The 13065-nt window shown below is 56.7% G+C and carries 10 protein-coding genes; 4 read left to right on the top strand and 6 right to left on the bottom strand.

Features of this window, described 5'->3' with window-relative positions:
* Positions 1-163: 163 nt before the first annotated feature.
* The 4 genes from ACFDAU_RS06715 (at position 164) to ACFDAU_RS06700 (ending at position 4595) form a co-directional block, all read left to right on the top strand.
* Positions 164-1873, top strand: coding sequence for an EAL domain-containing protein (locus tag ACFDAU_RS06715; RefSeq protein WP_413439216.1), 1710 nt, complete (start codon positions 164-166; stop codon positions 1871-1873).
* A 24-nt stretch (positions 1874-1897) separates the two neighbouring features.
* Positions 1898-3394, top strand: coding sequence for an HDOD domain-containing protein (locus ACFDAU_RS06710; RefSeq protein WP_413439215.1), 1497 nt, complete (start codon positions 1898-1900; stop codon positions 3392-3394).
* Between the two features lie 213 nt (positions 3395-3607).
* The gene (locus tag ACFDAU_RS06705; protein ID WP_413439214.1) at positions 3608-4105 is read left to right on the top strand and encodes an Hsp20/alpha crystallin family protein; all 498 of its coding nucleotides are present in this window, start codon (positions 3608-3610) and stop codon (positions 4103-4105) included.
* A 1-nt stretch (position 4106) separates the two neighbouring features.
* Positions 4107-4595 carry a phosphate-starvation-inducible PsiE family protein gene (locus ACFDAU_RS06700; protein ID WP_413439213.1) on the top strand — a complete coding sequence of 163 codons (489 nt, stop codon included), beginning with the start codon at positions 4107-4109 and terminating at the stop codon, positions 4593-4595.
* A 15-nt stretch (positions 4596-4610) separates the two neighbouring features.
* Here ACFDAU_RS06700 and sucB read toward each other — a convergent pair whose 3' ends face one another.
* From sucB to sdhD, 6 genes are all read right to left on the bottom strand, one after another.
* The gene (gene sucB, locus ACFDAU_RS06695; protein ID WP_413439212.1) at positions 4611-5732 is read right to left on the bottom strand and encodes a dihydrolipoyllysine-residue succinyltransferase; all 1122 of its coding nucleotides are present in this window, start codon (positions 5730-5732) and stop codon (positions 4611-4613) included.
* Positions 5733-8480, bottom strand: a complete 2748-nt coding sequence (locus tag ACFDAU_RS06690) for a 2-oxoglutarate dehydrogenase E1 component (RefSeq protein WP_413439211.1) — start codon at positions 8478-8480, stop codon at positions 5733-5735.
* A 6-nt stretch (positions 8481-8486) separates the two neighbouring features.
* Positions 8487-10013 (bottom strand): citrate synthase, encoded by a 1527-nt coding sequence (gene gltA, locus ACFDAU_RS06685; RefSeq protein ID WP_413439210.1) that lies wholly within the window; start codon positions 10011-10013, stop codon positions 8487-8489.
* Between the two features lie 273 nt (positions 10014-10286).
* Entirely contained in the window at positions 10287-10985 is a 699-nt protein-coding gene (locus tag ACFDAU_RS06680) for a succinate dehydrogenase iron-sulfur subunit (protein ID WP_413439209.1), read from the bottom strand.
* Entirely contained in the window at positions 10985-12748 is a 1764-nt protein-coding gene (gene sdhA / locus ACFDAU_RS06675; protein WP_413439208.1) for a succinate dehydrogenase flavoprotein subunit, read from the bottom strand. The genes ACFDAU_RS06680 and sdhA overlap by 1 nt, the downstream gene beginning before the upstream one ends.
* A complete protein-coding gene (gene sdhD, locus ACFDAU_RS06670; protein WP_413439514.1) occupies positions 12745-13053 on the bottom strand; it encodes a succinate dehydrogenase, hydrophobic membrane anchor protein in 309 nt (102 codons plus the stop codon). The genes sdhA and sdhD overlap by 4 nt, the downstream gene beginning before the upstream one ends.
* Positions 13054-13065 lie beyond the last annotated feature (12 nt).

Here is a 13065-nt window from a genome sequence, read left to right as displayed (position 1 = left end):
GTATCATGTGGCGCCAGACAGTATTTCATCCGCAAAAAATATTTGAACACTCCGGATCAATGCAAAGTTACTCGCAATCAGGCAGGGTTTCATTGCGGACTTAGCCTATCTATAATGCCGTGCACTGCTTTTGATATGCCCCACTGGAGATAGACTCAACATCATGTTTGTCATGCCCGATACCCCACCTCGCGCCAATCTCAAAATCCAGTTGGAAAATTTGATGGAAGCTGCGGGAGATGCTGTTTTTCAGTTAAATGACAAGGGTGAAATCCTTTCTGCCAGCAAGCGCACCATCGAGTTGATCAAACCTGACGGCACTCTCGTCGGTTTATTATTATCCGACCTGGCGGTACCGGAAGAAAATACATTGATTAGTGCAGCTGTCACACAGGCCATCCAGTCGGGTCGGCACAGCCAGGTCAATGTGCAGATAAAAACCCGTGCTGCGGTGCACTGCTTTGATTTTTTGATAACTGCCTATGCTACCGGGCAAGGCAATATGGAACTGCTCGCCGTGGGCAGAAACATTGCGCAACAGTTGGCGACTGAAGAGAGTTTACGCCATCTGGCCACCCACGATGCGTTAACCGGCTTACCTAATCGATCGCTACTTTCAGACCGCCTGAGCATGGCGATGGCGCAGGCCAGGCGGACCGGAAAAGGCTTTGCGGTCGTCGCCCTGGATCTGGATGGCTTCAAAAAAATCAATGATGCGCTGGGACACCCAGTGGGCGATGTTTTACTGCGCGAAGCCAGTATGCGACTGCGTGACACATTGCGCGACACAGACACCCTGGCGCGCGTAGGAGGCGATGAATTCATAGCCCTGCTGCCCAATGCATTGACTGAAGCCGATATTCAGATTGTCTCGCGCCGCATGATTGCGGCCATACAGCTACCCTTCGAAATTCAGGGCCACGCCCTGTACGTGAGCACCTCTATCGGCATAGCAACCTATCCGAATCATGGCGATAACGAGGTGACACTTCTAGCGCACGCCGACTTAGCCTTGTACCGCGCAAAAGAAACCGGCAAGGCCCGTTATGTAATTTATGATCCCCAGACATTCACCAAACCGGTGCATGATGTCTCGATCGAAGCTGCAATGTTCGAAGCAGTCAAGAACGGCGAGTTTCTATTGCATTACCAGCCTGTAGTCGATGCAACGACACGCCAGATTATGGGTTTTGAAGCACTCATGCGCTGGATGCATCCCGATCTGGGATTGGTGCCTCCCATTCAGTTCATTCCCATGGCGGAAAATAACGGCCTGATCACTTTGCTGGGCGCATGGGTTCTCAAGGCAGCCTGCGTGCAAATCAGGCATTTCGAAGCAGCAGCCGGGCGTCAGCTCTATATATCCGTTAACGTCAGTCCAAGACAATTCAGGAACGACCGCTTTCTGGAAACCCTGGATGAAGCCATGAAGCTATCCGATCTGCAAGGCAGTCAATTGCTTCTGGAAATCACCGAGGGCATCCTGATGTCGGATCCCGATCATGCCGAAACATTGCTGACGGCGATTGCTACGCGCGGCGTACGCATCGCGATCGACGATTTTGGTACCGGCTACTCTTCTCTGGCATACCTGAAACGTTTTCCTATTAACACGCTTAAAATCGACCGCACTTTCGTCAAGGATTTGCCGGGCTCGGTTAAAGATGCAGCCATTTGCGACGTCGTGATCAGTCTGGCCAGCCATTTAAATCTCACCACGGTGGCTGAAGGCGTCGAAGATGAACAACAGCTGCAATTCCTCGCCAAACAGGGTTGCACACTGATCCAGGGATTTCTGACAGGCCACCCCATGCTGCCGGACGAAGCCATAGCTGCGCTGAAAGCTGATGCCGCCGCTGCGTTCGTAATCTGAAAATTTATGAGAATCTTTGATGCAATGAGCACAATATCGACCGGCCATCCGCAAAAAACCCTGGAATTGTTGTGGAAGCGCGTCAGGCAACAGGGTGATTTGCCGGGTTTTTCCAATGCAGTCAGCATGATCATGAGCGCGGTACACGACGAAGGTGACCGCGAGTTCAACATGACCAAAACGGTATTGTCCGATCCGGCGCTGACTCAAAAGGTATTGCGGCTTGCCAACAGCGCCATGTACTCGATGTTCGGGCAGGACATCAACACCGTGTCGAAAGCGGTCCTCATCATTGGTACGGAATCAATAGGCCATCTGGCATTAAGTTCAAAACTGATAGATGGCCTGGCCAAGGCATCGGCAGCTTCGTCAAACACCCACAATGAAATGGAAAAAGCAGTTCTCGCCAGCCATATAGCGCGACAAGTCACTGGCGCCGCCAACGCTCGCGATGCCGAAGAAGCCGTAGTGTGTTCGATGTTGCATAACCTGGGTCGCATGATGGTAACTTTTTACCTGCCTGATCATTGGGCATTGGTACAGGTACGTTGTGCGGAACAGGGCATCGATGAAGCGCAGGCGGCGTGCGATACGCTGGGAATAGGGCTCGACGAGATTGGCCGGTGGGTTGGCCAGAAATGGGGTTTGCCGACTGTACTCATCAACAGCATGCAGGATGTATTACCCAAAATCGTGGACGAACCGCTAGATCATGCTGCATGGCTGGGCGCTGTTTCAACCATGTCCACCCACTGTGCCAAGGTGCTGTGCGATGAGACCGACGCAGGCTCTGCCAAACTGGCTGACATAGCGAATAACTACGCCGATATGCTGGGGATGGATGGATCCGAAATGCTTACAGCCATCCAAGCCGGCCAACAAGCCGCTGAAAAAGACACCCTGTTTATCAGCTTCGCTAAAACACACCTGCCTGAGAAGGTCTCCGCCGCTTCAGTACAAAGCGACCAGCCAGCAAACGCTGTGACGATTCTGGAACGGGGTGTAGGCGATATGCACGGTATATCAAACAAAGCCACGGCATACCAGATACTGACTATGGCACTGGAAACTGTATATCAGGGTCTGGGTCTGAGCCGCGCCATTTTTTTCCTGCGCAACAGCAATGAAGGGAGGTATTTTGCCCGTACCGGCTTTGGCGAAAAAATGCAGGAACTCATGCCACGCCTGGTATTCAGTGATGCCTATCAACCCGACGTTTTTCATGCAGGTCTGGCGAACGACAAAATAATTTTTGTAAAGAACGCCAAAGACCCGTCTTTTGTTAACAAGCTGCCACGCTGGTGGCGCGATGCGCTGCCCACTGCACACAGTTTCGTCATCTTGCCTCTGACAGTAAATCGTCATCCGGCAGGCTTCATCTACGGTGACTGGGACACCCCACCTGCAGTGGATGGAATCCATATCAATACAGTTGAACTCATGCAACTGAATAAACTGCGTGCAGTACTGGTTAGCGCAATCGAACAACATTACCAGCAAAATTCAACGTTACTTATCTGAATCGGCATATTCTTTTGCGTAGTAAGGTTATGTCGTACCAGCCAGGCTGGTTAATGCGCTCACTCAGCCATTGCCTAAGCATTTAAAACCCCTTTGAATTCCTGAAAAATTTTTTGTCGGCAATCTTTCCTTATTGCCATTATTTTTTCGGCTTGATAGTTGAAATTCATTCAGACATCCTCATTTTCATGTTTTGGCAATGGAGGATTGATCATGCTCGATTCGCTTAAAAAAGCCGGTAAAGAGGTGGGCAAGGAACTCAATCGCGCCTGGGATAATTTGTCCGAAGGCTGGCGTGAATTGCTGTCCACATCGGGTGATGCGCTGACTCAATTCACGAAACACAAGGAACCGGAAGAGACAGCAATTCCTGCGCGCTTTCCCAGCTGGAGCATGCTGGCGGGAGAGGTTGAGGAAACGGACAAAGCTATTCTAGTGCGTCTGGAAATCCCTGGACTGGGCAGAGACGACCTGAATCTCGTGATAGAGGGCAACATACTGCGGATCTCCGGCGAGAAACGCTATATGCGTGAAAACGAAGACGGTAACTTCCACCTCATGGAGCGCGCCTACGGCAGTTTTCAACGGCAGATCCGATTGCCTCAAGCGGTAGATGGCGCACAAGCAGTGGCCTCACTGAATAATGGCGTATTGACGGTACGTCTACCCAAAACTGGCGCTCCTTCGGGCAGGCGCATCGAGGTGACGTAAGATGCGGCTGGAATCAGGCGTAAGTACGGGCTCCAAGTCCAGATTTACGCGTGTTATGGCTCAATGGAACGTCATGACCCTGTACGAAAAATTCGAACAGAGTGTCGCCCTGGCTCTGACCGGCCTGATTGCCGTCATCATCGTCGTCGCACTGGTGGCGCTGTCCAAGGAAGTGTTTCGGCTGGTTTTCATCGACGCCGCGAATCCCCTGGATCACACAATATTCCAGACATTGTTCGGGCAGATACTGACCGTGCTCATCGCGCTGGAGTTCAAACACTCCATCCTCAAGGTGGTCGCCAGGAGGGAAAACATCATCCAGGTGAAAACCGTACTGCTAATCGGACTATTGGCCATCTCGCGCAAATTCATCATTCTGGATATCGGGGCAATCCAGGCTGATCTCATTTTTTCTCTGGCAGCGGCGGTACTTGCGCTGGCCATTGCTTACTGGCTCATCCGGAGACAGGAAACCCCGGTCGGCGAGTGAGCAGGCGCCAGCCTCTCAGATACCCAACATCAGCCGCGCAGGGTCTTCCAGCGCGGCTTTCATCTCCACCAGAAACTGCACCGCATCCCGGCCGTCGATCAGTCGGTGGTCGTAGGATAACGCCAGATACATCATCGGGCGGATTACCACCTGGCCATTTTCAGCGATGGGGCGTTCCTGGATTTTGTGCATCCCCAGAATGGCCGATTGCGGGGGATTCAGAATCGGAGTGGAGAGCAGCGAGCCGAACACACCGCCGTTGCTGATCGAAAAGGTGCCGCCGCTAAGCTCCTCCAGAGAAAGTTGCAGCGTCTCGGCGCGCTGGGCAAAATCGCCGATGGCGCGCTCGATATCGGCAAACCCCTTGCAGTCGGCATCGCGCAGTATGGGTACAACCAGGCCGCGCGTGGTGGAAACTGCGATGCCGATGTCATAGTAATCATGGTGCAAGATATCGTTGCCATCAATGGAGGCGTTGACAACGGGGAATTGTTTCAGCGCCAATACTGCCGCTTTGGCAAAAAACGACATGAAACCGAGCTTGACGCCATGTTCGCGCTGGAAATCATCCTTGTAACGGGCGCGCAGGTCCATCACCGGCTGCATGTTGACTTCATTGAAAGTAGTGAGAATGGCGGCGCTATGTTGCGCGGACATCAGCCGTTCGGCGATGCGAATACGCAAACGACTCATGGGTTCGCGGCGCTCGTTCCGGCCCTGGCGGGTGTCGAGAGGGGGAGGCGCGGGTTTGGACGGCGTGGCTGGTACTTCTGGCGCTGAGGTTTGCAGAACAGGCTGCGCAACAGGTAACGGTTTCTCCTGCGCCAGGATTTCCCCTGCTTTCTCTTGCGGCCTGGGTAATGTTGTCGCCGGCGAAGGAGGCGTTGTTGTCTCCGGCTCGCCATTTTCAATCCGGGCGATCACCTCACCCGCCGTCACCACCGCACCGTTCTCGCGCAGCAACTCCACCAGCACCCCGGAAGCCGGGGCGGAAATTTCGAGTATGACCTTGTCGGTTTCCAGATCGATCAGGGTTTCATCACGCACCACTGGATCGCCGACTTGCTTGTGCCATTCCAGCAGCGTTCCCTCGGTAATCGAATCGGACAGTTCGGGGGTTTTGACTTCGATCCGCATTTATTTGAGTGCCTCGTCTATCAACGCTTTGCGCTGTGCTTCATACACTTCAGGATAGCCTGCCGCAGGCGATGCAGCGAAAGGCCTGCCGGCATAGTTCAGGGTCTGCGTCGCCGCCATGCATTCGCGCAGGTGATGCTGGATGGAAAACCAGGCGCCCTGGTTCTGCGGCTCTTCCTGCGCCCATACCAGCTCGGTGGCGTTCGGGTAGCGCGCCCTTTCCACACTGAATGCGTCGCGTGGAAACGGATAGAGTTGCTCGACGCGCACCAGAGCAATATCGGTGATACCGCGTTCCTGGGATGCGTTGAGAAGGTCAAAATAGACCTTGCCGCTGCAGGCCACCACGCGGCGCACGCGAGCGGCATCTAGCACATCGTCTGCACCGATCACGACATTGAATTCGCCCGCAGTGAATGCCTCGAGCGGCGAGCTGGCCGGTTTGGCGCGTAGCAGACTCTTCGGCGTCATCACGATCAGCGGCTTGCGATACGGGCGCAACATCTGGCGGCGGATGAGATGGAACATCTGCGCCGCAGTGGTGGGCTGGCACACCTGGATATTGTCGTTGGCACACAATTGCATGAAGCGCTCCAGCCGTGCCGATGAGTGTTCCGGCCCCTGTCCTTCCTGGCCGTGCGGCAACAACAGCGTGAGACCGCACAAGCGCCCCCATTTGGCTTCGCCACTGGCGATGAACTGATCGATGACCACCTGCGCGCCATTGGCAAAATCACCGAATTGCGCTTCCCAGATCACCAGTTCGTCCGGCTCGGCGGTCGCGTAGCCATATTCAAACGCAAGCACAGCCAGTTCCGAGAGCAAGGAATCAATCACGACAAAATGCGGCTGATTCGGATAGATATGTTGCAATGGCACATACTCGCCCGCATCCCAGCGTTCACGCTGCTGATCGTGCAACACGGCGTGGCGATGGAAAAAAGTGCCGCGTCCGCTATCCTGACCCGACAGCCGGACCGGATAGCCATCGCGCAACAGGCTGGCATAGGCAAGTATCTCGGCCATACCCCAATCCAGCGGCAACTTCCCCGCCGCCATGTCACGGCGGTCGGCAAGAATCCTGGCTACGCGCGGGTGCGGCGTGAAGCCTTGCGGGACAGTACAGGCTTTTTCCGCCAGTTCACGCAATTGGGTAAGCGGCAAAAAGGTCTCTGCGGGATGTTTCCAGTCGATGTCGCGATAGGCTTTCCAGTTGGCGGCGAAGGCGCGTTTGTATAGCGACACGGCGGGCTGCACGATGCGCTCGTCGGTTTCCAGTTGCGCCCGGTAGGCAGCGACCATATCCATCGACCCGGTCTCGCTGATTACGTCTTGTGCAGCCAGCCTGCCGGCATACAGCGCACGCGTGCCAGGGTGTTCGGCAATCTTGTGGTACATCAACGGCTGCGTCACCGCCGGTTCATCCTGTTCATTGTGGCCATGGCGACGGAAGCACACCAGATCAATGATGATGTTCCTGCGAAACTCGCGCCGGTAATCGAGGGCGATCTCAACCGCCAGCAGCGCAGCCTCCGGGTCGTCGGCATTGACGTGCAACACCGGCGCCTCGACCATTTTTGCCACATCGGTGCAATACAGCGATGAGCGTGTATCGCGTGGGTCGGAGGTGGTGAACCCTATCTGGTTGTTGATGACAATGTGTATTCCGCCGCCATTGGTAAAGCCGCGCGTCTGCGACATGTTGAGGCTTTCCATCACCACGCCCTGGCCGGAGAAAGCCGCATCACCGTGCAGGATCACCGGTACCACTTCGGTGCCGTCGTGATCGCCACGACGCTGCTGGCGTGCGCGTACCGAACCGCGCACCACCGGATGGACAATTTCCAGATGCGAAGGATTGAATGCCAGAGCCAGGTGAATTGTCCCGTTTCTGCTCGTCACATCCGTGGAAAAACCCTGGTGGTATTTCACGTCGCCGGTTAGCGCGCCATCAACGTGGACCTGTGCCGGACCGAATATCTGCCCGAGCGGTTTACCCAATACATTGACAAGTACGTTGATACGTCCACGATGCGCCATGCCCAGCACGATTTCCTGCGCACCGCGTTGCGACGCCCCTTCAATCACGCCGTGCAGCATGGGAATCAGGGTTTCTGCACCTTCCAGCGAAAAACGCTTTTGCCCCACATAGCGAGTATGCAAGAATTTTTCCAGCGTCTCGGCAGCGGTGAGTCCTTCAAGGATGCGTTTTTTTTGTGATGCATCGAACTGCGGTGTGGACAGACAGCCCTCCAGCCGCGCCTGCAGCCAGCGTTTGTGCGCATTGTCGGAGATATACATATACTCCGCCGCCAGGGTGCCACAGTAGGTGCGCCGCAGAATGTACAAAATATCGCTCAGTGTGGCCTGCGCAGGCGCTACCAGAGAGCCGGTATCAAATAGACGGCCATTGTCGTCAGCCGTCAAACCGTAATGTGCCGGATCGAGTTCCGGAACTCCCGGCTGTGGAAAACGCTTGAGCGGATCAAGATCGGCATGACGCACGCCGAGAAAACGATGCGCATTGATCAATTGCAGCACGCTCACCTGGCGTACGTCACATGGCATGCCCGATACGGTTCTGGTGGGTGGCGCGGGACTCCTGTCGGCGACTGACGGCAGCGCATCAAACCAGGCACGCCAGTGTGGCGGCACGCTGCCCGGATCAACCAGATAAGCTCCGAACAACGCCTCCAGCAGCGGCGCATTGCCGGAAAACAGCGCGCTATGTGACCGCCATTGATCCAAAGCAGTTTACCGTTTGTCCACCGCAACGTAATCGCGCCGCACGTTGCCTACATACAGCTGGCGTGGCCGGCCAATCTTGTTTTCGGGGTCGCCGATCATTTCGTTCCACTGCGCCACCCATCCGGCAGTGCGGGCCATCGCGAAGATAGCGGTAAACATGTTTGCAGGAATTCCCAACGCTCGCAACACGATGCCGGAATAGAAATCGACATTGGGATAAAGTTTCTTGGCGATGAAGTATTCGTCCTCGAGCGCGACCTGTTCCAGCTTGCGGGCGATCTTGAACAGCGGGTCGTCGTTCAGTCCCAATTCGTCCAGCACTTCATGGCAGGTTTCGCGCATCACTGCGGCACGCGGGTCCATGTTTTTGTATACCCTGTGGCCAAAGCCCATCAGTCGGAACGGATTGCTCTTGTCCTTGGCACGCTCAATGAATGCACCGATGCGTGAAACATCGCCGATTTCCTCGAGCATTTTCAAAACTGCCTCGTTGGCACCACCGTGCGCGGGGCCCCACAGCGATGCGATGCCTGCCGAAATGCAGGCGAAGGGATTGGCGCCGGAGGAACCTGCCAGGCGCACCGTGGAAGTGGAAGCATTCTGCTCATGGTCGGCATGCAGGATCATGATGCGTTCCAGCGCGCGCGTCAGTACCGGGTTGGCGGTATACGTTTCGCATGGCGTGGCAAACATCATGTGCATGAAGTTTTCTACATAACCCAGACGATTCTGCGGATACATGAAGGGCTGACCGGTGTTGTATTTGTAGCTTCCTGCCGCAATCGTGGGTACTTTTGCCAGCAGGCGGAAAGCGGACACTTCGCGGTGGCGCGGGTCATTGATATCCAGCGAGTCATGGTAAAACGCGGACAGCGCCCCTACTACCCCGACCATCACCGCCATCGGGTGCGCATCGCGCCGGAAGCCTCGAAATACCATGTTGATCTGGTCATGCAGCATGCTGTGCTGACGCATTGTGCTATCGAAGTGATGCTTCTGCTCAGCCGTGGGCAATTCACCGTATTGCAGCAGATAGGCCACTTCGATGAAATCGGAATGCTGTGCCAGTTGCTCGATGGGATAGCCGCGGTAATAGAGCAGGCCCTTGTCGCCATCTATGAAGGTAATGCTGGAACTGCAACTCGCAGTGGCCTGGAAACCCGGGTCATAAGTGAAATAGCCGGATTTTCCCAGGCTGCGAATATCGATCACGCTGGGGCCGAGATTGCCGGATAGCACGGGCAATTCGATGGGCTTGGCGCCGTTGTCAAAAGTGAGTGTGGCTTTAGTCGGTGGTTTCATTTTTTGCTTTCCTGTACGCAGCCATTCAATAATTATTGCCTGTTCGGGCTGAACCACAGACCGATCTGTCTGGATCATATCCCACAGCTCGCTATCGCCCAGCTCCAGCAAGTCGCCGAATGCGATTTGCTGACTGGATGGGAGATCGGGGTAATGCCGCTCCAGAAAATCCAGTAACAGAATGTCCAGTTCGAGCATCCCGCGTCGGGCACGCCAGCGCAGGCGGTTCAACTTAGGGCTCGTTCATGAATAAATGAACTTACGCTGGGGTCGCTTTGGGATGCAGCCCAAGGCGCGAGACGAGCGGTTGTGTCATTCACCACAAGCGGCTCGCAACGCCGGGATGCGCCCAAATCGGCCCCAGCCCGAAGGGTTGTCGTGTATTCGGGCGTCTGCGGCGTTGCAAAGCTTGCGAATGGAACAACCATTCGCCGCGCTTCGCGCCTAGCATCCATCCCGAATACACGGCAACGTAAGTCCATTTATTCATGAACGAGCCCTTAATCATGCACCGCGCTTTACCAGCAAGGTTTTCATTTTACCAATTGCTGCGGTGGGATTCAGCCCTTTTGGGCAAACCGTCACACAATTCATGATGCCGTGGCAGCGAAACAGCCGATAGGGATCTTGCAGATTGTCCAGGCGCTGATTGGAAGTCTGGTCGCGGCTATCCGCAATGAAACGATAGGCTGCCAGCAGTCCGGCCGGGCCGACGAACTTGTCCGGATTCCACCAGAATGACGGGCAGGCAGAAGAACAGCAACCGCACTGGATGCACTCCACCAGCCCGTCCAGCTGCGCACGCTGCTCCGGGCTTTGCAAGCGCTCGATCTCGGGTGCGGGGTCGGCATTATTCAGCCATGGCTCAACCGAACGATACTGCTGATTGAGCGGCGTCATGTCCACCACCAGATCGCGGATCACCGGCAGACCCGGCAGCGGGCGCACCTCCACCGGCTGCTTCAGATCTGCCAGCGGAGTGATGCAGGCCAGCCCATTGCTGCCGTTGATGTTCATTCCATCCGAACCGCAGACTCCCTCACGGCAGGAGCGGCGCAGGGTAAGCGTGCTGTCGAGGGTATCCTTGATCAGCAGCAGCGCATCCAGCAGCATGTTGCCGGCCGGATCGATATCCAGATCGTAGGCCTGCATATGCGGCTTGGTATCCAGCTCAGGATCGTAGCGGTAAATGGAAAAACGCATCAGTAGGTTCGCTCTTTGGGTAAAAACGGCTCCACGGTGAGCGGCTTCAGGCGCACCGGCTTGGTGTCAATCTGGTCGTTCTCCCGTGTGTACAGGGTGTGTTTAAGCCAGTGGTCGTCATCGCGTTCGGGATAGTCCTCACGCGCATGCGCGCCGCGGCTCTCGCTGCGCGCCAGTGCCGAAACCAGCGTGGCGCGGGCCACGGCAAACAGATTCTCCAACTCCAGCGCCTCGATGCGGGCGGTATTGAATACCTGGCTGTGGTCGGTAAGGCGGACGCCCTCCAGCCTGGCTTGCAGGACTTCCAGGCCAGCGATGCCTTCACGCATCAGCACCTCGGTGCGGAATACGCCGCAATGCCTTTGCATCAGCGTTTGCAGCGCCAGGCGCAGGTCGGCCACATTTTCGCCCGTACCGGTCTTGCTCCAGCGTGACAGACGCGCCAGCGCTACTTCAGCTGCAGATTCCGGCAACAGGCGCGCGAAAGGATTTTCGCGCAAGGTTTCAATAATGTGATTGCCGGCAGCGCGGCCGAACACCACCAGATCCAGCAGCGAGTTGCCGCCCAGCCGGTTGGCGCCGTGCACGGAAACGCAGGCGCATTCGCCTACCGCGTACAACCCCGGCACCGGCTCCTCCGGCCCGAAACGGGCTGGCATGACCACTTGGCCGTGCAGATTGGTGGGAATGCCGCCCATCATGTAATGTGCCGTTGGCACAATCGGGATGGGCTCATCAATCGGATCGACGCCGGCAAAGCGCAGCGCCAGTTCGCGGATACCCGGCAGCTTGTCCTTGATGAGCGCCGCGCCGAGATGGTCGAGCTTGAGATGGATGGTGTCGCCGTGCGGCCCGCAGCCGCGTCCGGCATGAATTTCCAGCGCCACCGCGCGCGCCACCACGTCGCGCCCGGCAAGGTCTTTGGCGTGCGGCGCGTAACGTTCCATGAAACGCTCGCCCCGGTTGTTGACCAGATACCCGCCCTCACCGCGCACGCCCTCGGTAATCAGGCTACCCGAGCTGGGCAGCCCGGTGGGGTGAAACTGCCAGAACTCCATGTCCTGCAATGCCAGACCTGCCCGCAACACCATGCCCAGACCGTCGCCGGTATTGATGTGGGCATTGGTGGAGTAGCGGAAAATACGCCCCGCGCCGCCGGTTGCAAGCAGCGTGGCGCGCGCCTCGATCACCAGCGGCGCGCCGGTTTCGATACACAGCGTGGTTACGCCCAGCACATAACCATCGGCGTCGCGCAGCAAATCGAGCGCGAAGTACTCATCGAAAAAATGGGTGCGAGCCTTGAGATTCTGCTGGTGCAAGGTATGCAGCAGGGCATGGCCGGTGCGGTCGGCGGCAGCGCAGGTGCGCGTGGCCTGCTCACCGCCGTAGTTCATGGACTGACCACCGAACGGACGCTGGTAGATGCGGCCATTGTCCAGGCGCGAAAACGGCAGCCCCATGTGCTCCAGTTCGATCACCGCTTCGGCGGCATGGCGGCACATGAATTCGATGGCGTCCTGGTCGCCCAGATAATCCGAGCCCTTCACCGTGTCATACATGTGCCAGTGCCAGTTGTCCGGCGTGACATTGGCCAGTGCTGCGGTAATGCCGCCCTGCGCCGATACTGTGTGCGAGCGCGTCGGGAATACCTTGGACACCACCGCCACCTGCAGGCCGGAACCGGACAACTGCAACGCAGCGCGCAGCCCCGCCCCGCCGCCACCGACGATGACCGCGTCGAATTTGCGCTTGACCGGCATCATGACAACCGCCACAAGATCGCCGTCGCCCATACCACGCAAGCCGCCAGCCAGAGCAACGCTACAATATGCAGAGCCAGACGCAGCCCGAGCGGATGCACATAATCCATAAAAATATCACGCATCCCCACCCAGGCGTGCAGCGCCAGCGCCATCACGAATAACAATGTCACGATGCGCATCGGCAAAGGCGCGAACAATCCGCGCCAGACGGCAAAATCGAGCGGCCAATGCAGCGCGACCCACAGCGGGAAAAATAGCGAGTACGCGGCCAAAAGCAGTGCACTCACACGCTGCGCCAGCCACATGGATAACGCACT

The organism is Sulfuriferula sp. GW1 (genome assembly GCF_047300855.1).
GTDB lineage: Bacteria > Pseudomonadota > Gammaproteobacteria > Burkholderiales > Sulfuriferulaceae > Sulfuriferula.
Note: the sequence above shows the minus strand (reverse complement) of the source record. Positions and strands in the feature narration are given on the sequence as shown.

Coding starts and splice junctions, on each gene's coding strand:
- sdhA (WP_413439208.1), bottom strand. CDS start 12,748: ATGATGCCGGTCAAGCGCAAATTCGACGCGGTCATCGTCGGTGGCGGC.
- sucB (WP_413439212.1), bottom strand. CDS start 5,732: ATGCGGATCGAAGTCAAAACCCCCGAACTGTCCGATTCGATTACCGAG.
- ACFDAU_RS06705 (WP_413439214.1), top strand. CDS start 3,608: ATGCTCGATTCGCTTAAAAAAGCCGGTAAAGAGGTGGGCAAGGAACTC.
- sdhD (WP_413439514.1), bottom strand. CDS start 13,053: ATGTGGCTGGCGCAGCGTGTGAGTGCACTGCTTTTGGCCGCGTACTCG.
- ACFDAU_RS06700 (WP_413439213.1), top strand. CDS start 4,107: ATGCGGCTGGAATCAGGCGTAAGTACGGGCTCCAAGTCCAGATTTACG.
- ACFDAU_RS06680 (WP_413439209.1), bottom strand. CDS start 10,985: ATGCGTTTTTCCATTTACCGCTACGATCCTGAGCTGGATACCAAGCCG.
- ACFDAU_RS06715 (WP_413439216.1), top strand. CDS start 164: ATGTTTGTCATGCCCGATACCCCACCTCGCGCCAATCTCAAAATCCAG.
- ACFDAU_RS06710 (WP_413439215.1), top strand. CDS start 1,898: ATGAGCACAATATCGACCGGCCATCCGCAAAAAACCCTGGAATTGTTG.